A 22,994-nucleotide genomic window follows, 5' to 3' on the forward strand; every position below is an offset into this window, starting at 1 on the left:
AGATGCTTTAATGGTTACGACTCAATAGTTGATGCAGTATGTGATGCTTGGAATGATTTTGTAAGTGATAGTAAAAGAGTAATGAAAATGTGCACTAGAGATTGGATGATACTGACCAGTTAATTAGGCGGAATGGTATAAGCTCTGAGTGCCCTGGAGATTTGGCGACAGCGCAGTGTCACGAGCGGAGGAGCTCCGCGACGACTGTCCCATTGCCATCGGCTAGCACAGCGCTTGCTGTCAATCGCTAGATACTTTTGTTTTTAACTTTCAGACGCGGCCCCGTCAACGTCAAACAAAGTTAAATTCGTAGCATCCATGCATCTCTCCCTTTGGGCCGCTAAAGCTGTTCAAAACGGCTATCCTGCCGTTTTGTCCTTGGTCCACTGGACCAAGGAACCTTGTTCAAGGGACTGCAATACAAGAGGGTCTCCCCATGTGAGAGTAGGCCGAGTATCGCGATAGCGATGTATCACGAGCTGGTGAGCTCTGCTAACCCTGTTCCATCGCCACAAAGTCGCACAAGCTAAGCGATTAAATCCAGAATAAGCCCTGCTGACTATCTCCACTTTCCAGCATCTGCATATTTTGTGATAGCCAAGCGATCCTCGATGTTCCTGCTCCACCTATTTCTCAGCCAAACGCCAATGCCATCTCTTTCTCGGCGAAATGCAGGCCTTTATTATGTGCTGTTTTTGTTAATTCAGGCAAGCGGGTACAGAGCATTGCGGTATGGATAGAATCTACCATGCGTACATCGTGATAAGTACACCAGAACTGCATACTCATGTTCTGGGTTGTATAAACCGATTTTTCTGCAGTGGAATTGGAGGTGTAATAAACTTCATTTTTCCAGCGGTTTACACCGGTGATTTTTCTCCATGTACCGTTACTGCATAATAAAACCTGTCCGCGTGAAAAAATCATACTATTCCCCTTAATTAGTTGAATAAGTTCGTGTTGATAATATAAAGGCATATTTGTAAATACTTATTATTAGTTATAGTTCATTGCTTTGTTATTGGCAGGCTGTTTGTATTATTTATTGTCTTTAAGGAATAGTAAGTTGATTTTAGCTTTGCTTGATTTTGTACCTTTAGACAAGTGCATTTAGTGATATAATCGGCGGCTATTTTATTTATCGGAGTTTTCCATGAACCCAAACCACACTATTACAACGATGATTTCCGAAGAAGAGATCAAGAAACGTATTCAAGAGATGGCTTCAGAAATTAATGAACGTTATAAAGACAGTGAAACCCTTGTTCTTATTGGTTTATTACGCGGCTCGGCTATTTTCTTGGCTGACTTAGCTCGTCTGCTTACCGTTCCCGTGGTTTTAGATTTTATGGCCACTTCAAGTTACGGTAGTGGTACAGACAGCTCTGGAGATGTGAAAATATTAAAAGAGCTTGACGAAGAAATTCATGGCCGTGATGTTTTAATCGTTGAAGATATTATCGATACTGGAAATACGCTGACTAAAATTAAAAAAATGCTCCTGCTGCGTGATCCAAAATCTTTTGCTATCTGTACACTGCTTACCAAACCTTCTCGTAGAGAAGTAGAGGTAGACGTGGACTGGGAAGGTTTTTCTATTGAAGACAAGTTTGTTGTCGGATACGGCATAGATTACGCTCAACTTTATCGTAACCTACCTTATATCGGCTTCGTTAGTTTTGATTAATAAGGCTGAAAACAGCATGCATGCTATCGATCTAAAAGATATTAAGAAAGTTTATAAGGGCGGCGTTGAAGCCTTAAAAGGTATCTCTTTACAAGTTCAAGAGGGCGATTTTTATGCATTACTTGGACCGAATGGAGCAGGTAAATCGACAACTATCGGTATTATTTCATCGCTGGTTAATAAAAGTGCGGGACAGGTTACGGTTTTTGGTTTTGATTTAGACAGTCAGCTTGAACAGGCGAAAAGTCAAATCGGTCTGGTACCGCAGGAGTTTAATTTTAATCAGTTTGAGCCACCGTTACAGATTCTTGTTAATCAGGCCGGCTATTATGGTATTAAACGCAAAGAAGCCTATATCCGAGCTGAGAAATACCTTAAGCAGCTGGATCTTTGGGATAAAAAAGATGAACCTGCACGGGAGTTATCCGGCGGTATGAAACGCCGTTTAATGATTGCCCGTGCTTTAATGCATGAACCTAAATTACTTATTTTAGATGAGCCGACTGCTGGTGTTGATATCGAAGTCCGCCGTTCTATGTGGGAGTTTCTGCAGAAGTTAAATGCGCAGGGAGTCACTATTATCCTTACTACGCATTATCTTGAAGAAGCTGAAATGCTGTGCCGCAATATAGGTATTATCGATAAAGGCTGCTTAGTTGAAGATACCAGTATGAAGTCTCTGCTGGCTAGGCTTGACAGTGAAACTTTTATTTTAGATGTTGATCCGCCGACGCACTTACCCAGCAGCCGTAATTTTAAAATTACACAGACCGATGAAAATACTTTAGAAATAGAACTGAGTAAACAGCAGTCACTCAATAAAGTTTTTGAAGAATTAAGTTCGCAGGGAGTGCGTGTTAACAGCTTGCGAAATAAAGCTAACCGTTTAGAAGAGCTGTTCCTTGAGCTCGTAGAAAAAGGCAGCATAAATGATAAATAGTAATTATGCGGTTGCGTTAAAAAGTATCTGGATCAAAGAGATCAACCGTTTTTTACGTATCTGGGTGCAGACATTAGTACCGCCTGCCATTACCATGACCTTGTATTTTGTAATATTCGGCAACCTAATTGGTAAGCGCATCGGTGAAATGGGAGGTTATGATTACATGTCTTTCATTGTCCCGGGATTAATTATGATGTCGGTGATCACCAACTCCTATTCGAACGTCGCTTCTTCATTTTTCAGTGCTAAGTTTCAGCGTAATGTTGAAGAGCTGCTGGTTGCACCGGTACCGAATTACATTATTATCTGGGGTTATATCGGCGGCGGTGTCGCGCGTGGATTAATGGTTGGTTTTATCGTTACCTGTGTATCCTTATTTTTTGTTGATCTGCAGATATTTAATATTTTTGTACTGCTGCTGAGTGTTTTATGTACCTCGATTCTGTTTTCGATCGGCGGTCTGTTAAATGCAATTTTTGCACGTACCTTTGACGATATCAGCATTATTCCGACTTTTGTTTTAACACCGCTTACCTACTTAGGCGGGGTTTTCTATTCAATTAGTCTGCTGCCGGACTTCTGGCAGGGTGTATCTCACTTTAATCCGGTATTTTATATGATCAATGCGTTTCGTTACGGATTTTTAGGTATTGCAGACGTATCCTTAGTCTGGTCTTTTTCGATTCTCGGCATATTTATTGTGACGTTTTACAGCCTTGTGGCGTTACTGCTTAAAAAAGGGATTGGTACACGTTCATGAGTGAGCTAGGAAATTCTAGAGTGATCAGCTCTAACCAGGAAGGCTTACACGAGCAGTTAGATGAGGTGGTATTAAAACATCTCAAACATGCTTTTCGTAAACCTTATCAGGAGCATACTTTAGCCGCATTTAAACAATGTGAAAAGTGGGTTGAACAGCAGGGCAAGCCGATTATCTTTGATTCCTGCTGTGGAGTAGGGGAAAGTACTTACCACCTGGCTGAAAAACATCCAGAAGCGATTGTCTTAGGTATGGATAAGTCTGCGGATCGTTTAGCAAAACACCCGCAGTCAATTGCAGATAATTACCGCCTGCTGCAGGTTAATCTTAATGATTTCTGGCGCTTAGCTGTGGAAGCAGAGTGGCAGTTAAGTCATCATTATCTTCTCTACCCGAATCCGTGGCCGAAAGCGAAACATCTGCAGCGCCGCTGGCACGGCAGTGCGGTTTTCCCTTCTATACTGCAGCTAGGCGGCGAACTGGAGCTGCGCAGCAACTGGTTTACTTATATTCATGAGTTCGCCCGCGCTTTAGAGCTTGCCGGGCAGGAGAGTAAAGTTGAACTGTATACCAGCGAGCAGGCGATAACACCTTTTGAGCGTAAGTACTGGGCCAGCGGCCAGCAGTCATTACGCTTAACGGCGAGTCTTAAGGGCTGAGTTCCGCTCTTTAACCTGTGTTTATAGAAAGGATGCCGCTGTGCATCCTTTTTTATTTTTCCACTGCAATTTTTCTGCGCTGCTGCTGGTCTCTATTCCTACAGTTAACTTTGTAGGGAAAGCTATGCTTATAAAATTCAAAAAGAAATCAGAGATTAAAGAGTCCGCATTAACTAGTGAAAGTTTTTATAACAACCGGCGTTCAATTATTAAAGGATTAGGCCTGGCTGCTTTAGGACTTCCTTTTGTTAATCCGGCTAAAGCAGGTCTCTTTGATCTATTTTCCGATAATAAAACGAATGCCGATAACTCCACTGCAGTATTTCAGCGAACAACACTTAGCTATGCAAAAGATCCTGTTTATCAGTCTTTAATGCCGTTAACGCCGGAAAAGAAGATCCTGCAGTACAATAATTATTATGAGTTTGGTACAGGTAAGGCAGATCCTTTTACATCATCGCAGCAGTTTAAAGTTGATCCCTGGTCGTTAACCATTGACGGCTTAGTTGATAAACCGATAACGCTGCATTATGAAGATCTGTTAAAACGCTTTGAGATTGAAGAACGTTTATATCGTATGCGCTGCGTTGAAGCCTGGTCGATGAATATTCCCTGGTTAGGTTTTACCCTGGCATCGTTAATTAAGTCGGTTTCGCCAAAAAGTTCAGCAAAATATGTACGTTTTGAAACACTTTATGATCCGCAGCAGATGCCCGGTCAGGCATCTCGTCGTATCGGAGGCGGTATTGACTACCCCTATGTGGAAGGCCTGCGCCTGGATGAGGCTATGAACCCTTTAACTATGCTCTCCGTTGGTTTATATGGTAAAACCCTCGCACCGCAGAATGGTGCACCGATACGGCTAGTGGTACCGTGGAAATATGGTTTTAAGGGGATTAAATCCATTGTGCGTATTACCCTTACCGATAAAGCGCCGTTAAATACCTGGCAGAAAATCGCTTCTAATGAATACGGCTTTTTTGCCAATGTTAATCCGGATGTAGACCACCCCCGATGGAGCCAGGCGAGTGAACGTTTTATTGGTGAAGGTAATTTATTTGCACAAAGCCGCAAAGCTACACTGCCTTTTAACGGTTACCAGGAAGAAGTTGCTCATTTATATAAGGGCATGGATTTAAAACGTTATTTTTAGGATTTAAATGAAGATTTCAACGAATGCTCTACTGCTTATTAAATCACTTATTCACCTTGCTTCGTTATGCACCTTTCTATATTTATGGTATTTAATTGATCAGGATTTACTAGGTGCGGATCCGGTAAAAGATATGATTCACTTTTTAGGGAAAACAGGCCTTAATTATCTGCTCTTAACTTTAACGATTACACCGTTAGCGAAACGCTTTAGGCAGCCCCTGTTGATGAGAACCAGGCGTCTGCTGGGATTGTACTGTTTCTTCTGGACTTGTCTGCATCTTACGACTTTTCTGTGGTTAGAGTTAAACTGGGAGTTCTCTTTGTTTATTGATGAAGTGATTAAGCGTCCTTATCTGTCGCTTGGTGCGGTTACCTGGGTTATTCTGCTGCTGCTGAGCATCACCTCTATCACCGCGCTGAAAAAGAAAATGAAGAAAGCCTGGTTTACCCTGCACCGCTTTGTATATCTAGCTGTTTTACTAGCGACGATTCACTATTACTGGGCGGTAAAATCCGGGTTAACCGAACCGATAATCTACTTTATTATCTGTCTGTTATTACTTTCTACACGTAGAAGCTACTTTAAATCTCTGCTGTTAAGTTTTAAAAAGCGCTAGCTGCCGGAAGGATTGTGTTAAGGAAATAAAAAATCCGATAACAGCGGGCTGTTATCGGATTTATCCGTGCACTATGTTGTAACCAGCTAAGTCAGCTTAAGCGACTTGAACTGGCACATCTTTGCTGGTGCGGACAATATTGTTCTGTGCATCTAAATAAACTAGGCTTGGTTTATGATTAGCAATCTCAGCTGCATTTAAACTTGCATAAGCACAGATAATCACTCGATCGCCAACAGCAGCCATACGCGCCGCTGCGCCGTTTACAGAGATTATTTTTGAACCGCGTTCACCAGAGATAGCATAAGTTGAAAAACGGCCGCCGGTTTCAATATTGTAAATTTCGATTTTCTCGTATTCTAGAATGCCGGATTGATCAAGGAAGTCTTGGTCGATAGCACACGAACCTTCATAGTTTAACTCTGCATGAGTTACTCGAGCTTGATGAAGTTTGCCGGTAAGCATTGTCTTTTGCATACAAAAACCTTTCTTTTCTAGTAATAATTCGCTGAATTTTTCAGCAAGACGGCGACTATAAAGTAAAACGCTGACTGGTGCAAATTTTGCCCAGTCTAGCAGTTCTATCCAAATCACTAATCGATCTGCTGATTTCAGCATCTTAAAGGCGTCTGCTTTTATAAGCAAATGCCTAGTATATGAGTCTTTTAGCTAACGAGGTTGACGACTTTATTATCAATTAAGCGGGTTGAGCCTAAAAATGCCGCCATTAAAATAACAGCCTGCCGCGTTTCGCTGCTGACTGCCTGTAATGTACTGCTGTCAACAATATGAATCGCATCAGTATTAAAACCGTTATTATCAAGCTGTTTTGATGCATCATGAATTAACAGGCCATGCTCTGCCTGCTGGTTTTGTACATCAAGCGCCAGTTTATTCATCACTTGAGCTAATAATGGCGCCTGCTCTTTTTCACATGTGCTGAGCTTGTTATTACGCGAGCTCATAGCTAAACCGCTGCTTTCACGTACCGTGGCAACCGGGATGATTTTTATCGGCATCGCTAAATCTGTGACCATCTGCTTAACGATTGCCAGCTGCTGAAAGTCTTTCTCACCAAAACAGGCGTAATCCGGTTGAACAAGGTTAAATAACTTATTCACTATGGTGCTCATACCGCGGAAATGTCCCGGACGAAGTTCGCCTTCTAAACAGTCCGATAAGCCGGGTACTTCAACATAAGTCTGTGCTGCTAAGCCGTTCGGGTAAATCACATCTGCACTTGGAGTGAATACAATATCCACACCTTCCTGCTCAAGCGCTTTGCAGTCAGCTTCTAGTGTTTTCGGGTAATTATCTAAATCGGCGGCATTATTAAACTGCATCGGGTTAACAAAAATACTAACCACTAAAACCGGTGCTTTTTTCTTACCCTGACGAACTAATGTTAAATGTCCGTCATGTAAATTGCCCATGGTCGGCACAAAGGCAACTTCCTGCCCTTGTGATTTGAGCTGTTTGATTTTTTCACGCAGCTGGTCAGGATCATTAATAATAAGCATATGTTTTTCTTCTTTAAAATTAACTTAGTAAAAACTGTGTTCAGAAGAAGGGAACGATCCGTTTTCCACTTGTTCTTTATAAAGTGCCACTGCACGACGAATATCACCCGTTTCTACTAAAAAGTTTTTAGAGAATTTAGGGCAGAATCCGGCAGAAATTCCAAATGCATCATGCATTACCAGAATTTGTCCGTCAGTACCGCTGCCTGCACCAATGCCGATTACCGGTATTTTTAAGGCTTTAGTTACGCGTTCTGCAAGAGATACTGGCACACATTCTAAAACCAGCAGCTGTATGCCTGATTTTTCCAGTAATAAAGCATCACTGATCAGCTTTTCTGCCTGCTCGTCTTCGCGTCCCTGTATTTTATAGCCGCCGAAAACATTAACCGACTGCGGCGTTAAGCCTAGGTGACCGCATACCGGAATGCCGCGCTCAACCAGCCCTTTTACTGATTCTGCCAGCCATTTTCCGCCTTCTAATTTCACCATATTTGCGCCTGCACGCATTAAAATGCCGGCATTTTCGAAGGTCTGCTCAGGAGTTGAGTAGCTCATAAAGGGTAAATCAGCGATGATAAGTGCTTGTTGAGCAGTACTGGCAACCGATGCAGTATGATATTTTATATCATCAACGGTTACCGGCAGGGTAGAGTCATGTCCTTGTAAAACCATGCCCAGCGAGTCACCTACTAATAAAACCTGAATACCTGCCTGGTCAAAAATAGCTGCAAAACTAGCATCATATGCGGTAATACAGGTTATTTTTTCATTGTCTTGTTTCATTTTAGCCAAACGAGAAACGCTAATTTTAGCCATGATAGCTCCTAAATCGGAAAGTATTTATAAAGTGGTTTGATAAATTCTGCGGGTGATTTTTTTATTTTATAACTGACCGATAATGGTCAGTCCATTTTTATCACACAGCCTGGTTAATTGCGATAAATGCGTCATATCCGGTAAAACAAGATCCGGTGCTATTTCCTGTAACGGATAAAGCACAAACTCGCGCTGTCTCATTCCGTAATGAGGGATCGTCAGACGCTCATTAGCAATGTTCTGATTATCATATAAGATAATATCAAGGTCTAAGGTACGCGGTCCCCAGCGGTTTTCTTTGCGTACTCGACCTTGTGCAAGTTCGATTTTCTGCAGCTCATCTAACAGCTCAAGTGCGCTCAGCTGCGTATCAAGTTCGGCAACTGCATTGACGTAGTCCGGCTGGTCCTGCGGTCCCATCGGAGTACTGCTGTACAGTGACGAGCACTTCAAGACTGTTGTCCGCGGAAGCTGCTGCAGTGTTTTGACTGCTAACCTGGCCTGGCTGAGCGGATCTGCCTGATTGCTGCCTATGCCGATATAACTAATCATTGCTGCTTACCGCTTTTGCTTTACGCTTACTGTTTGAGTATTTACGTTTTTTATAAGGTTTTTTGCCGTCGCCTTTATGCTCGCCTGGTTTACGTTCAGCCGCTTTATTGTTCGCTCTATGGCTGTAATTGTGTTCAGGAAGTTTGTTGTGCTGCTGATACTCCTGCCACCAGGCAGTTAACTCTGCAAGTTCAGTGCTTTGTTCCACTTTGGCGCGCAGTGATAAGAAATCAAATGCAGCCCGGAATTTGATATGATGGAAAACCCGCTGTGCACGTTTACCGCCGAAGCGCGGCAGGCGCTGCTGCAGGATCCAGATATCACGAACCGCAGCCGTAAAACGTTTTGGTATAGCAATGGTTTTCACCTGAATGCTCAGCACTTCGTTCATCGCCAGCATAAATGCATCATGGTAATCCATGCCGCTTTCAAAACTCATCTCCTGAGCACGCTGCTCAAGCGGGTACCAGAGCATAATTGCGTAGATATAAGCCGGAGTAACTCGTTTTCCGGAAGCAATGCGCTGATCTGTGTCGATTAAAGCCTGCTCAATAATGGCGGTTGCTTTATCATCTTCTCCGTCTTTGAACAGAATCGGAAATAACATCTGCAGCAGTTTATATTCTTTTAATAAACGGTAAGTTGTTAACCCCTGTCCGGAAAGCAGTAATTTTATCACTTCGTCAAAATGACGAGCTGCCGGGATATCCTGCAGAAGCGGTGCCAGGCGTCGGATCGGCTCGGCGCACTGCTCGCTGATGGTAAGGTCTAACTTAGCTGCAAAACGAATGGCGCGCAGCATGCGTACCGGATCTTCGCGGTAACGCACTTCCGGATCGCCGATTAAGGTTAACTTACGTTCAGCTAAATCATTCATGCCGCCGCAGAAGTCATAAATTGAAAAATCAGCAATATCGTAATACAGCGCATTAACGGTAAAGTCGCGGCGCTCGGCGTCTTCATCTAATTCACCGTAAACATTATCACGCAGCAGCATACCACCCTGTGACTGTTTTACTTTCTGTTTGTCCTGCGCGTCTTTTTCATCATGATGACCGCGGAAGGTGGCAACTTCGATCACTTCACGGCCGAATAAAATATGTGCTAAGCGAAAGCGCCGGCCGATTAAGCGACAGTTGCGGAACAAGGCTTTAACCTCTTCCGGTGTTGCATCGGTGGTAATATCAAAGTCTTTTGGTTTCAAACCAAGTAACAGATCACGAACACCGCCGCCGACTAATAAAGCGCGGAACCCGGCATTATGTAAACGATAAAGTACCTTTAAGGCATTTTCATCAATATCCCGGCGTGAGATAGAGTGCTGATCACGTGGAATTTTGTATTTATCCAATGCTGTCGCTGAAGGTACCTGCCTGCTTTTCTTGGCAAACACTTTCTTCACGAATTTGCTTAATCGTTTAATAACTCTATCCTCGGTGATTGATACTGACAGCAATGCATAAAATAAGAGAGTTTTTTGTCTCTGCTAGCAATGTTTCTGCTGTAATAATTTGGCTTGAAAAAATAAGCGCTTATTTTATGTGCGTGACAGGGGAAAAACAAATAAATTTTGAATTTGTGACCTGCTTTTATTGATATCGCGGTTAGACAAGCGTTTCAACGGGCTCTTCGTGCTTTTATTATTCAAAAATATTTTTTAAATCAGAATTTCAGATTTTTTGGGGACGCTGCTTAATGACCAGTTTTTGACCGCCCAGTCTAATATTTGTGCACAGTTCTGTGTGTGCATCTCTAGCGGAGCCGGGTGTCCAAGAAAGTCTAACGCTTTTAATAAAGTGGGAACGGGATTCTTTTTATCAATTGCTAATGCATGGTTTTGTTTGGAGAGCTTTAAACCCGGCGCAGTTACGGCAACCGGCAGATGAATGTAATCCGGCTCCTGTACCTTGAGCAACTTATACAGAGTGAGCTGTTTACCCGTGGTATAAAGCAGATCTGAACCGCGTACCACCTCGGTTATACCCTGATAAATATCATCAATCACCACTGCTAGGTTATAGGCGTAAAAACCGTCTTTACGTTTAATAATAAAATCTTCTGCAGCTTCAAGTGCATTTAAATAAACATCTCCCTGCAGGCGGTCGCGGAAATGCGCAACGGGCTCAGCGAGACTATGCAGGTTGATACGCAGTGCGTGGTTGTGCATCGCTAAGTGTTTATTGCGGCAGGTGCCGCGATAGATGCCGCCCTGCTGTTTAATGATTTTCCGCGTGCAGGCGCAGGCGTAACTTAGATTGAGATCCGATAGTTCAGCTAGAATCTGCTCATAAGCCCGGCCGCGGGTGCTCTGATAAATAACATCACCATCCCAGTTTAAGCCGTAAGCCTGCAGTGTTTCTAGAATATCCTGGGCAGCGCCGTGTACTTCTCGAGGCGGGTCAATATCATCAATACGCACCTGCCATGAGCCCTGCTGCGACTTTGCCTGCAGATAACTGCCCAGGGCCGCGGTAAGTGAGCCGAAATGCAGAGAGCCGGAAGGGGAAGGGGCAAAACGTCCGCGATAAGGTTTGTTATTACTCAAAAAGTCACACTCCACAAACAAAAAACGGCTAGCACAAGGCTAACCGTTATTTTTATTCAAAGGTACAAATTAACCTACAATTTGTTTCTCTTTGATTTCTGCTAATGTTTTACAGTCGATACATAAATCAGCAGTAGGGCGTGCTTCTAAACGGCGGATACCGATTTCGATACCGCAGGAATCACAGAAGCCGAAATCATCTTCTTCAATTTTCTTTAATGTTTTAGAAATCTTCTTGATTAAACGGCGTTCACGGTCACGTGCACGCAGCTCTAAACTAAACTCTTCTTCTTGTGTCGCGCGGTCAACCGGATCCGGGAAGTTAGCCGCTTCATCTTTCATATGGTCAACTGTACGGTCAACTTCTTCGCGTAATTGTTTGCGCCATGCGTCAAGAATTTTAGTGAAGTGATCACGCTGTTCTTTATTCATGTACTCTTCGCCGCTTTTTTCCTGATACGGCTCAACTCCGGCAATGGCTAAAATGCCTAATGTTTTTTTAGTATTATTGGCTGGCATAGAATTTTCCTTTAACTGATGCATGATTGACTGCTTGAACTAACCTGCATCAATACAGTAACAAAATGATATTAAACCTGCAGAGAAATTACGCTAAAATGGCTCCACTTATTTTCGGCCGCTATCTATAGCAACAAGTGTAGCGCGAGTCAATGAATTGTTGTTTATTTGTGCTGTCAAAACTTAGTTTTTTAGCGGAAATGTCGAGCAGCGCACTATGTCGTAATTTTACTGATTTTTATTTTTATTTTTATTTTAGCGGAGAGTTATTTGCCTTCTTTACCTATTGAGTCCGTGATCAAGCAGTTACAGTCAAGTTTATCACGTGCCCCGCAAGTTATTCTGCAGGCGCCCCCCGGTGCCGGCAAGTCAACTTTTCTGCCTTTTTTGATGGTTAAAGAACAGTGGTTTTGCGGCAGGATCATTATGCTTGAACCGCGCAGGCTGGCTGCTAAAAATATTGCTTATTATCTTTCTTCGCTGCTGCAGGAGCCAGTCGGCGGCAGGGTCGGTTACCGTATGCGCGGTGAGAATAAAACTAGTAAAGATACCCGTCTAGAAATTGTGACCGAAGGCGTGCTGACACGTATGCTGCAGCATGATCCGGAATTAAGCGGTGTAGATCTGCTGATTTTTGATGAGTTCCACGAGCGTAATTTACAGGCTGATTTAGGTTTAGCGCTTGCACTTGATGTTCAGGGGGCATTACGTGAGGATTTAAAACTGCTGATTATGTCGGCAACCCTGGATAACAGCTGTCTGCACAAACAGCTGCCCGGTGCTGTGTGTGTCTCCTCTGCCGGGCGGTCTTTTCCTATTGACTATTTTTATCAAAGCAGCAGTAAACAGACTCTGATACCCGACTTAGTTAAATTAATTAAACGCGCTTATCAGGAGCAGACAGGAAATATTTTGGTATTTGTTTCCGGCATAAAAGAGATAAAACAGTGTGAGTCTTTACTGCGTGGCTATTTTTCTCAACTGCCGGATAAAGTGCTTATCGCTCCCTTATACGGCGCACTGACCTTAGATGAGCAGCAGAAAGCTATTACTAACTGTCCGTCCGGGATGCGTAAGATAGTTATCGCGACCAATATCGCTGAAACCAGTTTAACTATTGAAGGTATTAGTGTGGTGGTGGATTCAGGCTTTGAACGCTGTATGTCTTATCAGGTGCAGTCGGGTATCGGTAAATTACATACACAGCGGATCAGCACTGCTAATGCCGTACAGCGCGCCGGACGGGCAGGGCGCTTAAGTCACGGAACCTGTTACCGTTTATGGTCAGAAGAAACACGTCTGAATAAGCAGGCTTCGCCTGAAATCAACCGCAGCGACTTAACTTCATTAGTTTTAGAAGTTTTGAACTGGGGGGTAGCAGATCTCAATGAACTTTCTTTTATTACTCAGCCGGCAAAGGTCAATGTTGATGCTGCTAAATCTTTATTAAAAAGCATAGGTGCCGTTGACGCTAAAGATCGTTGTACCGGGCATGGTCAGGCGATAATAAAACTGGGTGTTAATCCGCGCTTAGGGCACCTTTTACTTCAGGCTGTTTCCCTGCAGAAAGAGCATCACATAAGCGGTCTGGTAGAGCTCGCCTGTCTGCTGGCCGCACTGCTGGAAAGTAATGAGAAAGGCAGTGATGATATTGAGCAGAGCGTGTTAAAGCCCTCGTCTGCGGTTAAGCTGCAGCAGTCTATTCTGTTAAAGAAACTTGCACAGAAGAGGACAGGACAGGCCTTACCGTCAGCCTATTGCGGTTTGTTGTTAGCACTTGCTTATCCTGACCGCATTGCTAAAGCCCGAGATCTTAATAACGGAGTATATTTATTAAGTAACGGAATCGGTGCGTCTTTGTTTCACGAGTCGAATTTAACCGGGCAGGCTATGCTGGTGGCGGCGGATCTTGCTTTGTCGGACCGCACAGTAAACAGCTTGATTTATAAGGCTTGTCCTATTTCACTGGAGATAATCCAGACTTATCTGCCTGATTATTTAAGTGAGCAGGATTATATCTGCTGGCAGTTGTCGACTAAAAAATTAATTGCAGAAAAGCGTCTGAACCTTGGAAGCCTGCTGATTAGTAAGCGCCCACTGACTAATATTAGTAATGAGCAGAAAAGTGCGGCAGTTTTAAGCGGAATCAGGCAGGCGGGTCTGGCAGTTTTGTCCTGGTCGGATGAAGATAAGCAGCTGTTGAGCAGATTGCGTTTTGCATCTGCGCAGCTGAGGTTTTTTAATTATAAAATTGATTTTCCAGATTTTAGTGAACAAATTTTACTTGAAAACTGTGAGCAGTGGCTGGGACCCTATCTAAACGGCGTGACAAAACCGGATCAGTTAAAGCGTGTGGATCTTAAAGGGGCTTTACTTGCGCGTCTACCTTGGCCAGTGCAGCAGACTTTTAATGAACTTTTCCCGGTGGTGATTAAAGTGCCGACGGGATCAAATATTAAAATCAGTTATCGAGATACTGAGCCGCCGGTATTATCGGTACGTATGCAGGAATTATTCGGACAACAGGAAACACCGTGCATCTTTGACGGGCGTATTCAGTTACAATTAGCGCTGCTTTCTCCGGCAATGCGTCCGCTGCAGCTGACCCAGGATTTAGCCGCTTTCTGGAAGGGAGCTTATACAGAGGTCAAAAAAGAGATGCGCGGGCGTTATCCTAAGCATTACTGGCCGGATAACCCGCTTGAGGCAGCCGCCACTAAACGTACTAAAAAACATATGAAATGAAATTGAAATACAGTTGGAAAATTAATGCCTAAAATAAGCGCTTTATTTACGTTTTTTTCAAAAAACAAAAAAAATAAAAAAAAGAAAAGAAAAACTAAGAAAAAAACCTCCTTTAAACAGCGTTTTTTTAGCGGGCTCTGGTCGTTTCTCTGGAAAGGCAGTTTAGCTTTTATTGCGTTTATGCTTATCGCCGGAATCTATTTTGATCGGAAAATTGAACGTAAGCTAGACGGACCTACCTGGACACTGCCGGCACAGGTTTATGCCCGCCCGCTGCTGTTAACACCTGGTAAGGAGCTGTCACAGCAGTCGTTAATTAAAGAGCTGCAGTTATTAAACTACCGCCCGGTTCGTTCGCTGCAGGCAAGCGGGCAGTATGCCGTTAATAATCAGCAGGTATCCATTTATCGGCGTGCTTTTGATTTTCCTAATCAGCCTGAAAGCGCAGTGCAGATCACGGTTCGTTTTTCAGAAAATAAAATCGCAGCGATTAAAAATGCGCGGGCACAGAGTTTGACTTCAATCCGCTTAGATCCGCTGCTGTTAGAGCGCCTGCACTCAGATACTATTGAAGATCGTGTCTTTGTACCTTTTGAGCGTATTCCCAGCTTGTTTATTGATACCCTGCTGCTGATGGAAGATCGTGATTTTTACCATCATCAGGGTATCTCTCCTTTTGCTATCGCGCGTGCTTTTATTGTGAACTTTCAGGCAGGACGAACTGTCCAGGGGGGCAGTACATTAACTCAGCAGTTAGCGAAGAATCTGTTTCTGACTCAGGACCGCAGCTTATGGCGTAAGTTTCAGGAGGCGTATATTGCTGTTCTGATGGATTATAAATACAGTAAAGACGCCATTTTGGAAGCTTATCTTAATGAGGTTTATCTGGCGCAGAACGGTAATGCCGGTATTTACGGCATTGGTCTTGCCAGTGACTTTTATTTTGCCCGGCCGATCAATGAACTACGTGTTGAGCAGATTGCACTGCTGGTGGCTATTATCAAAGGGCCTTCCTATTATAATCCGCGCCGTAATCCTGAACGAGCGTTAGCACGGCGCGATTTAGTGCTCCGCTTGATGGTTGAAAATAACTTTATCAGTACTGCCGATTATAAGTATGCTGTTGCAGACGAGCTGAACTTAAGCGAGAGACGTGCCCTGGATAATCGGGCCAATCCGGCCTTTATCAGTTTACTGCACCGGGAATTACAAACTAAGGTGCCCTCTGGTGTGCGTAAATCAAGCGGTATGCATATCTTCACTTCAATCGACCCGCTGGCGCAGCGGAATGCTGAACTTGCTGTACATAACGGTGTCGAAAGAGTTGAAAAAAAAGATCAGAGTGATCTGCAGGGAGCGATGGTGGTGAGCGACCGCAGATATGCAGAGGTGCGGGCGTTAGTTTCCGGGCGTGATGTTAAATTCAGCGGTTTTAACCGGGCTCTCGATGCTAACCGTCCGATCGGTTCACTGGTTAAACCGGCTGTGTATCTGACCGCTTTAGATGCCGGTTACGATTTAGACTACCGTTTAGATGATAAAGAAATTATTCTTAAAAATGCCACAGGGCAGCGCTGGAAACCGAAAAATTACAGCCGAAAATTCCGCGGTGAGGTCAGCTTAGAAGAAGCGTTAGTTTATTCTTTAAATGTGCCTACGGTTAATTTAGGCATGCAGGTCGGACTTAACAATATTATTAATAACCTGCACAAAATGGGCGTTCAGGAGAAAATAAAAGCTTATCCGTCGCTGGTATTGGGGAGCTTGTCTCTTTCTCCTTTTCAGGTAGCGCAGATGTATCAGCCGATTACTATGCGCGGTGTTTATAAACCGTTAAGTTTAATACGCAGCATCCTTTCAAAAGAGGGCGAGGTTTTATACAGGCGCTCAAATAAGGCGCATAAAGTCTTCTCACGGCAGGCGGTTGAACAATTAACAGATACTCTGCATAAAGTGACAACGCAGGGTACCGCACGTAGTTTACGCTGGCGTAATCAGGGGCAGCATTTTTCAGGTAAAACAGGTACAACCAATAACCTCAATGACAGCTGGTTCCTGGGCTTTGATGCAGACGAAGTGGTTACTACCTGGGTAGGTAAAGATAACAACAAAAGTGCTGGTTTAACCGGCAGCAGCGGTGCATTAGTATTATTTTCAGATTATATGAAACAGAAAAAAGGAAGTTAGAGTGACAGACCCCTTAATGACCATTGAGCAGCTGCTGAGTGCCTTTATTGAAAATAAAAGCTGGGATAAACAATATCGATTAATTATCCAGCTGGGTAAACAATTACCGCCGCTTGCCGATATTAATAAAACTGAGGTAAATCAGGTAAAGGGCTGTGAAAGTCTGGCCTGGCTGCTGATTGAAAAGAATAATAATAGCTATAACTTTAAAATGGACAGTGATACCCGGGTTGTTAAAGGGTTAATGATGATTTTGCTGATTGTATTTCAGGGAAAGACTGCGGAGCAGATTCATGATACGAATATTAATGATATTTTTGCACAGCTGGGTCTGCTTAATCATTTAAGCCCGTCGCGTGCCAATGGTTTACTGGCGATTGTTGAGAAAATAAAAGGAGTTTGATTTGCTTATGAACAGTAAATATTTTTTCTTTTTTTCTATCCTGTGGATATTCAATCCTCAATACTTATCTGCACAGGAGGCCTCTGGGGGGCCTGACAGTGAACAGCGTTATGTTTATGATGTTTCCTATAAAAGTATTAATGTCGGTCAAATAACCAGAGAGTTAAGTCAGCATGGGCAGAATATGAGGGTCAATACCTCGGCTGATCTGGCTTTTTTGTTTTTTTCTTTCGGTGGTAACCAGCTTTCAGATGTTTACCGGGATAAAGATTCACAGTTACTCCTGAGCAGGCATTTTGTGCGCAATAATGTTGGTTTTACCCGCGTCAGTATGAGCGCCGATTTTTCCCAAAACGGTCATAGAAGCAGGCTGCTGGTTGATGGTGAAAACAAAGAGTTTGTAAATGAAACGGATAAGATTGTCGATTTTAATGCATTAGGCCTGCAGCTGAGTGAGGGCCTGCAGGCAGGGCAGAGACATTTTGAATTTTATATGCAGACATCAGATTCAGTTGCGCATTATTTTTTTGAAGTGAAAGGCACCGAGTCAATTGACAGTAAATTTGGTCCGCTGCAGACTTTTCGTTTAGAGCAGACTCAAAAAGATGATCGTAAACTTATTGCCTGGTTTGCTCCTGATATTAATTATCAGATGGTTAAATTTCATTATCAGCGTAACATGCTGGATATTAGAGGAGAGTTAACTGAGCACTCAACTAAGAAGTTGTGAACACTTTTGCGGAAAAAACAATGATTAAAAATAAAGATAAAAAGGCTGCTTCACTGCACCCTAGAAACCTGCACCAGGGCAGTTATGATTTTACCCGGCTAACTGCCGCCTGCCCTGCTCTAAACCCTTTTGTTACTGTTAATCCAAAAGGGCAGGCAACCATCAACTTTAGTGATCCTCAAGCTGTTCTGCTGCTTAATCAGGCACTGCTGAAATGTTTTTATGATGTTGATTTCTGGCAGATTCCTGAAGGTTATTTATGTCCGCCGATTCCCGGGCGTGCAGATTATATTCATTACCTGGCTGATTTATTAGCTGAGACCTTTAATGGTGAAATTCCCTCCGGTAAGAAAATTAAAGCCTTAGATATCGGCAGCGGAGCCAATTGTATCTATCCGATTATCGGCAGTCAGAGCTACGGCTGGTCTTTTGTCGGCAGTGATATTGATCCGCTTTCCGTGAAAACGGCGTCGTTAATTGTAAAATCTAATGCCGGTCTGAAAGACCGTATTAAACTTATACTGCAGAAAAATGATCAGGCTATTTTTTCCGGCATTATAAAAAAACAGGACAAGTTTGTTTTCAGCATGTGTAATCCGCCTTTCCATGCCTCTATGGACAAGGCGTTAGCGGGCTCCACGCGTAAAATGAATAATCTTAATAAAGGTAAGGCGGCTGCAGTTAAGCTTAACTTCGGCGGGCAGGAGAATGAACTTTGCTGTGCTGGAGGTGAAATTGCATTTTTAAAGCTGATGAGCAGCGAAAGTAAAAATTATGCCGGGCAAGTCTGCTGGTTCAGCAGTTTAGTTTCTAAGTCTGAAAATATAGCTCCCCTGAAAAAATTATTAGCACAGCTTGGTGCAGAGCAGGTTAAGGTGATAAAAATGTCCCAGGGACAGAAAGTCAGCCGTTTAATTGCCTGGAGCTTTTTAACTCAAGAGGAACAGGTACACTTTATCAGTCAATAAAAGCGGCTGCTGATTAGATAATTGAGAGTGAGCTTCAACTTATTCTATCAAGAGAATTACTGCATAAATAAACTAAATTATTCTGGTCTATTATTAATTTAGACTTCGGAATGCAAGATTTATATCTCTTTACAGGTTTATTTATGCATACTCTTAAATACCGTCACAGAAAAAACTTAATCACCGATATTATTCTGCTCCTGCTGCTTAATATATTAGCCTGGCTGCTTTTTGCTGAAGTGGAATTATTTGAGCTGCTGTATGAGTTTTCCCGTTCCCATGAAGATCTGCAGATTGACGAGTTTATCCCCCTGACTTTTGTATTGATGATCAGCTTTATGTATTTTGCAATCCGCCGCTGGATCGACAGTGTTAAATTCGCCGCATTTGCTGAAGAGCAGGCTTCAACGGATCCGCTGACCGAGCTGCTTAACCGCCGCGCAATAGAATATAAGTTATCATCGGAATGGCATCGTTTTACGCGTTATAAAGAACCGTTTTGTTTAGTGATACTTGATATTGATGATTTCAAAACGATCAATGATAATTTCGGTCACCAGAAAGGTGACGAAGTTTTAAAAGATATTGCTGAAAAGTTAGAGTTTAATACTCGTAAAACAGATTATTGTGCTCGCTGGGGAGGGGAGGAGTTTTTAATACTCTGCCCTGTTTCAGAGCTGGCTCAGGCAATCATTTTAGCTGAAAAACTGCGTGCCAATATCGGCACAGTGTTAAAAGAAGGGATTGAACTTAGTGCTAGTTTCGGGGTAAGTCAGGCTGATCCGGACACTACTTTAGAAGATCTGATTAAACGTGCCGATTTAGCTTTATATAAAGCTAAATTAAAAGGAAAAAACTGCGTGGTCAGTGATTAATACCATTTTTTACTATAAAAAAGCCCGAATAATTAATTTATTCAGGCTTTAAAATTTAAGATTCGGCTGTTAATTACTTAAGCAGGCGCGCACGGATTGTGCCTTTAATCTCTTTTAATTTAACTAGGGCTGTCTGCCCGTCTTCACTGTTTACATCAATAACTACATAACCAATGTTTTCATTAGTCTGCAGGTATTGCCCGGCGATATTGATATTGTTTTCAGCAAATGCCAGGTTGATTTGAGTTAATATCCCCGGCTGGTTATGGTGGATATGTAACAGACGGCTGGTATTGGTATGTGCTGGTAAAGAAACTTCCGGGAAGTTTTTAGAAGACAGCGTTGAGCCGTTATCTGAGTATTTAACCAGTTTACCGGCAACTTCATAACCGATGTTTTCCTGGGCTTCCTGCGTACTGCCGCCGACATGCGGTGTAAGAATAACATTATCAAATTTACGCAGCGGTGACTCAAACTCTTCGTTATTTGACTTCGGCTCTACCGGGAATACATCAACTGCCGCACCTGATAGTTTTTTGCTTTCAAGAGCGTTACACAATGCCGGAATATCAACAACTGTGCCGCGGGCTGCATTCATGAAAATTGCACCGTTTTTCATCTGTGAAAACTCTTTTTCACCCATCATATTTTTTGTTGAGTCAAGTTCAGGTACATGCAGACTGATAATGTCAGACTGAGCAAGTAGTTGTTCCATGCTGGCGATTTGTGTTGCATTACCTAAGGTTAATTTATTCTCAATGTCGTAAAATGACACTTTAAAACCTAAGTTTTCCGCAAGAATACCAAACTGTGTACCGATATGACCGTAACCGATAATACCTAATTTTTTGCCACGTGCTTCGTAGGAAGCGTTTGCTGATTTATCCCACTCACCACGGTGAGCTTTAGCATTACGCTCCGGTATGCCGCGTAACAGTAATAAAGCCTGACCTAATACAAGTTCTGCAACGCTGCGCGTATTTGAAAAAGGTGCATTAAATACTGCAATACCCTTTGCCTGTGCCGCATCGAGATCAACCTGGTTCGTGCCGATACAAAAACAGCCGATACCAACAAGTTTATCAGCAGCTGCTAGTACTTTTTTATTCAGGTTGGAGCGGGAGCGGATACCAATAAAATGAACATCTTTAATTTTTTCAATTAAATCTTCTTCACTAAGGGAAGTTTTGATGCTCTCAATGTTTGTGTAACCAGCATCGGTAAAAGTTTCAACCGAGCTTTGGTGTAAACCTTCAAGAAGAAGAACTTTGATTTTGTCTTTATTGAGTGAAAACTGAGTCATTTTATTTCCTTGGGCCTTATTTAACGTAAGGTAAATGGACAAACAATTTTAAAAGGATTGGTATACGTAATAATTTTTGAGTCTTTAAAATAGCAAAAATAGAAGCATATGTGAACTTCTGTGAGCTAATTCACATATGATTAATTGCTACAACTTATAACATTTTGGCGATTTATTGCTTCATCCATTGATGCAGTAAATGAATTACCTTATGTAAAAGGTTTATTTTAGGGTTTTAACGCCTTCTGGAGAGCCGACTAATACAACATCCGCCGCCCGGTTAGCAAACAGACCGTTAGTTACTACACCAACAATCGAGTTGATTTGATTTTCTAGTTTTAGAGGCTCGGAAATTTTCATATTGTGCACATCTAAAATAACATTGCCGTTATCTGTGATTACTCCCGTACGGTAAACCGGATCGCCGCCTAACTTTACTAACTCACGGGCAACGTAACTGCGTGCCATTGGAATAACTTCCACAGGTAACGGGAAGTCACCTAAAATATCAACATTTTTAGTGTTATCTACAATACAGATAAATTTATCTGCAACGGCAGAAACAATTTTCTCACGGGTAAGCGCTGCACCGCCGCCTTTGATCATATGATTGAATGAGTTAATTTCATCAGCACCGTCAACATAAATGCTTAAATCAGAAACTTCGTTAAGATCATAAACCTCAATTCCGTATCCTTTTAATTTCTCTGTTGAAGCTTCAGAGCTTGATACCGCGCCTTTTATCTCATTTTTCATTGTCGCTAGTGCATCAATAAAGTGGTTTACTGTTGAGCCTGTGCCTACGCCGACAATTGAATTTTTTTCTACGTATTCTAGGGCCGCGTAAGCCGCCGCTTTTTTCATTTCATCTTGAGTCATGAGTTGTGTATCCTGTTTTTTAGGTCATAGGTAAAAGTGCCCGAATTATAACCTGAACAATGCAGTTATCCAGATGATAATGATGAAATTTGTATATTTAACCGGGATTTAACTTACCAGATATAATGCTCCGAGGGCGTGATAATTTCAGGCAGGGGGACATCCCACTTTTTGATCGGCAGCTGTTTAACCTGCTGGCAGTTATGTGCCAAACCGATTGGATAGGGGCCGCTTTTGTTTTTGAACCAGGGCGCAAGCATGCGGTCGTAGTATCCGCCTCCCATACCGATACGGTTTCCCTGTTGATCAAATGCAACCAGCGGAGCAAAGATAATATCTAAATCTGTAACTGGGCAGGTATGCTGCTGTTCTAGTTTCGGCTCTGAAATACCGTACTTGTTAGTTACCATTTCTGAATCGCTGGTGTAGTGCAGAAACAGTAAATGCCCTTTACTAAAAGGGTGTACAACAGGCAGATAAACCTGTTTTTTATTAGCCCAGCACCATTTGATAAAAGCGAATGTTTCAATTTCACCGTCATGGGCAAGCGATATTGCTATCTTGTGCGCTTTTATAACCTTGTCGTGTCTGATTAATTTTGAAAATAGTTTTTGAGCATCCAGACTCTGTTGAGCAGGCGTTAATAAGCGGCGCTGTTTACGAATATGTTTACGAATTTCATCGCGAGACAGATCTTGTGAACTTAAATTCATCGTGTTTAAACAACTTATCTAAAGTAAGAATGAATTTGCAGAATATCATTGTTAAAAGCAGATTAATAATTTGAAAATTATGGATATTTAGAGCTGCTTAACAGACTGGTTGAGCTAAGCGTATTTTTATAAACGGTTATTTTTAATTAGGTTCTTAAAGAGTTGATTTTTTGGTTTTTTTGAAGAGCAGATGAAGAGTAACCCAAGAAGTGTTGTTAACTGTGATTTTGAGCTGGATGGTCAAGGAGTAGATGTTTCTTGGTGTTTTTCAGGAAAAGAGGTAAGTAACCCAGAATTATTGTTATTAGCTGTAATATTGAATTATACCATTCCGCCTAATTATGTGATCTAATAGTATTATTATTTTAAATAATTAAATACTACTGGTGATTATGAAAAAAGATGACTTTAATTT

Annotated in this window: 23 protein-coding genes; 12 read left to right on the plus strand and 11 right to left on the minus strand. The window is 42.4% G+C overall.

Features of this window, described 5'->3' with window-relative positions:
* Positions 1–633: 633 nt before the first annotated feature.
* Positions 634–927: a hypothetical protein gene (locus G337_RS0116345; protein ID WP_028864855.1), complete on the minus strand. Its 294-nt coding sequence runs from the start codon at positions 925–927 to the stop codon at positions 634–636.
* A 226-nt stretch (positions 928–1,153) separates the two neighbouring features.
* Here G337_RS0116345 and hpt point away from each other — a divergent pair, with 226 nt between their 5' ends.
* The 6 genes from hpt to G337_RS0116375 all read left to right on the plus strand — a co-directional run bounded on the left by hpt (position 1,154) and on the right by G337_RS0116375 (position 5,821).
* The gene (gene hpt / locus G337_RS0116350) at positions 1,154–1,687 is read left to right on the plus strand and encodes a hypoxanthine phosphoribosyltransferase (RefSeq protein WP_028864856.1); all 534 of its coding nucleotides are present in this window, start codon (positions 1,154–1,156) and stop codon (positions 1,685–1,687) included.
* 16 nt (positions 1,688–1,703) lie between these two features.
* Positions 1,704–2,627: an ABC transporter ATP-binding protein gene (locus tag G337_RS0116355; protein ID WP_028864857.1), complete on the plus strand. Its 924-nt coding sequence runs from the start codon at positions 1,704–1,706 to the stop codon at positions 2,625–2,627.
* On the plus strand, positions 2,617–3,390 hold the full coding sequence (locus tag G337_RS0116360) for an ABC transporter permease (RefSeq protein ID WP_028864858.1): 774 nt from the start codon (positions 2,617–2,619) through the stop codon (positions 3,388–3,390). The genes G337_RS0116355 and G337_RS0116360 overlap by 11 nt, the downstream gene beginning before the upstream one ends.
* Positions 3,387–4,049, plus strand: coding sequence for a tRNA (guanine(46)-N(7))-methyltransferase TrmB (trmB, locus tag G337_RS0116365; RefSeq protein WP_028864859.1), 663 nt, complete (start codon positions 3,387–3,389; stop codon positions 4,047–4,049). The genes G337_RS0116360 and trmB overlap by 4 nt, the downstream gene beginning before the upstream one ends.
* A 124-nt stretch (positions 4,050–4,173) precedes the next feature.
* The gene (msrP, locus tag G337_RS0116370; protein ID WP_028864860.1) at positions 4,174–5,202 is read left to right on the plus strand and encodes a protein-methionine-sulfoxide reductase catalytic subunit MsrP; all 1,029 of its coding nucleotides are present in this window, start codon (positions 4,174–4,176) and stop codon (positions 5,200–5,202) included.
* Between the two features lie 7 nt (positions 5,203–5,209).
* Entirely contained in the window at positions 5,210–5,821 is a 612-nt protein-coding gene (locus tag G337_RS0116375; RefSeq protein ID WP_028864861.1) for a protein-methionine-sulfoxide reductase heme-binding subunit MsrQ, read from the plus strand.
* A 96-nt stretch (positions 5,822–5,917) separates the two neighbouring features.
* Here the strand turns inward: G337_RS0116375 and panD are convergent, their stop codons facing one another.
* From panD to dksA, 7 genes are all read right to left on the minus strand, one after another.
* Positions 5,918–6,298, minus strand: coding sequence for an aspartate 1-decarboxylase (panD, locus tag G337_RS0116380; RefSeq protein WP_028864862.1), 381 nt, complete (start codon positions 6,296–6,298; stop codon positions 5,918–5,920).
* Positions 6,299–6,486: 188 nt separating this feature from the next.
* Positions 6,487–7,341, minus strand: coding sequence for a pantoate--beta-alanine ligase (gene panC / locus G337_RS0116385; RefSeq protein WP_028864863.1), 855 nt, complete (start codon positions 7,339–7,341; stop codon positions 6,487–6,489).
* Positions 7,342–7,365: 24 nt separating this feature from the next.
* Complete coding sequence (gene panB / locus G337_RS0116390; RefSeq protein WP_028864864.1) at positions 7,366–8,160, minus strand: 3-methyl-2-oxobutanoate hydroxymethyltransferase; 795 nt, start codon at positions 8,158–8,160, stop codon at positions 7,366–7,368.
* Between the two features lie 66 nt (positions 8,161–8,226).
* A complete protein-coding gene (gene folK / locus G337_RS0116395) occupies positions 8,227–8,712 on the minus strand; it encodes a 2-amino-4-hydroxy-6-hydroxymethyldihydropteridine diphosphokinase (protein WP_028864865.1) in 486 nt (161 codons plus the stop codon).
* Entirely contained in the window at positions 8,705–10,105 is a 1,401-nt protein-coding gene (gene pcnB, locus G337_RS0116400) for a polynucleotide adenylyltransferase PcnB (protein ID WP_028864866.1), read from the minus strand. Before pcnB ends, folK begins: the two co-directional genes overlap by 8 nt.
* A gap of 264 nt (positions 10,106–10,369) precedes the next feature.
* On the minus strand, positions 10,370–11,257 hold the full coding sequence (gene gluQRS / locus G337_RS0116405) for a tRNA glutamyl-Q(34) synthetase GluQRS (RefSeq protein WP_028864867.1): 888 nt from the start codon (positions 11,255–11,257) through the stop codon (positions 10,370–10,372).
* Positions 11,258–11,326: 69 nt separating this feature from the next.
* Positions 11,327–11,776: an RNA polymerase-binding protein DksA gene (gene dksA / locus G337_RS0116410; protein ID WP_028864868.1), complete on the minus strand. Its 450-nt coding sequence runs from the start codon at positions 11,774–11,776 to the stop codon at positions 11,327–11,329.
* Positions 11,777–12,046: 270 nt separating this feature from the next.
* Here dksA and hrpB point away from each other — a divergent pair, with 270 nt between their 5' ends.
* The 6 genes from hrpB (at position 12,047) to G337_RS26450 (ending at position 19,684) form a co-directional block, all read left to right on the plus strand.
* Positions 12,047–14,521 carry an ATP-dependent helicase HrpB gene (hrpB, locus tag G337_RS0116415; protein ID WP_028864869.1) on the plus strand — a complete coding sequence of 825 codons (2,475 nt, stop codon included), beginning with the start codon at positions 12,047–12,049 and terminating at the stop codon, positions 14,519–14,521.
* Positions 14,522–14,545: 24 nt separating this feature from the next.
* Positions 14,546–16,708: a penicillin-binding protein 1B gene (gene mrcB / locus G337_RS26445; RefSeq protein WP_037027740.1), complete on the plus strand. Its 2,163-nt coding sequence runs from the start codon at positions 14,546–14,548 to the stop codon at positions 16,706–16,708.
* Position 16,709: 1 nt separating this feature from the next.
* Entirely contained in the window at positions 16,710–17,111 is a 402-nt protein-coding gene (locus G337_RS0116425) for a SufE family protein (RefSeq protein ID WP_028864870.1), read from the plus strand.
* Between the two features lie 7 nt (positions 17,112–17,118).
* Positions 17,119–17,841 carry a DUF3108 domain-containing protein gene (locus G337_RS0116430; RefSeq protein WP_028864871.1) on the plus strand — a complete coding sequence of 241 codons (723 nt, stop codon included), beginning with the start codon at positions 17,119–17,121 and terminating at the stop codon, positions 17,839–17,841.
* 20 nt (positions 17,842–17,861) lie between these two features.
* Positions 17,862–18,809, plus strand: coding sequence for a 23S rRNA (adenine(1618)-N(6))-methyltransferase RlmF (rlmF, locus tag G337_RS0116435; protein WP_028864872.1), 948 nt, complete (start codon positions 17,862–17,864; stop codon positions 18,807–18,809).
* Positions 18,810–18,952: 143 nt separating this feature from the next.
* Complete coding sequence (locus G337_RS26450; protein WP_051303316.1) at positions 18,953–19,684, plus strand: GGDEF domain-containing protein; 732 nt, start codon at positions 18,953–18,955, stop codon at positions 19,682–19,684.
* Between the two features lie 73 nt (positions 19,685–19,757).
* On the opposite strand, the gene serA is transcribed toward G337_RS26450, so the two are convergent.
* The 3 genes from serA to G337_RS0116455 form a co-directional block, all read right to left on the minus strand.
* Positions 19,758–20,987 carry a phosphoglycerate dehydrogenase gene (gene serA, locus G337_RS0116445; protein ID WP_028864873.1) on the minus strand — a complete coding sequence of 410 codons (1,230 nt, stop codon included), beginning with the start codon at positions 20,985–20,987 and terminating at the stop codon, positions 19,758–19,760.
* Positions 20,988–21,209: 222 nt separating this feature from the next.
* On the minus strand, positions 21,210–21,866 hold the full coding sequence (rpiA, locus tag G337_RS0116450; protein WP_028864874.1) for a ribose-5-phosphate isomerase RpiA: 657 nt from the start codon (positions 21,864–21,866) through the stop codon (positions 21,210–21,212).
* A 113-nt stretch (positions 21,867–21,979) separates the two neighbouring features.
* Positions 21,980–22,579, minus strand: coding sequence for a 5-formyltetrahydrofolate cyclo-ligase (locus G337_RS0116455; RefSeq protein ID WP_028864875.1), 600 nt, complete (start codon positions 22,577–22,579; stop codon positions 21,980–21,982).
* Positions 22,580–22,994: the final 415 nt, after the last annotated feature.

It is taken from the genome of Psychromonas aquimarina ATCC BAA-1526 (assembly GCF_000428725.1).
Taxonomy (GTDB): domain Bacteria; phylum Pseudomonadota; class Gammaproteobacteria; order Enterobacterales; family Psychromonadaceae; genus Psychromonas; species Psychromonas aquimarina.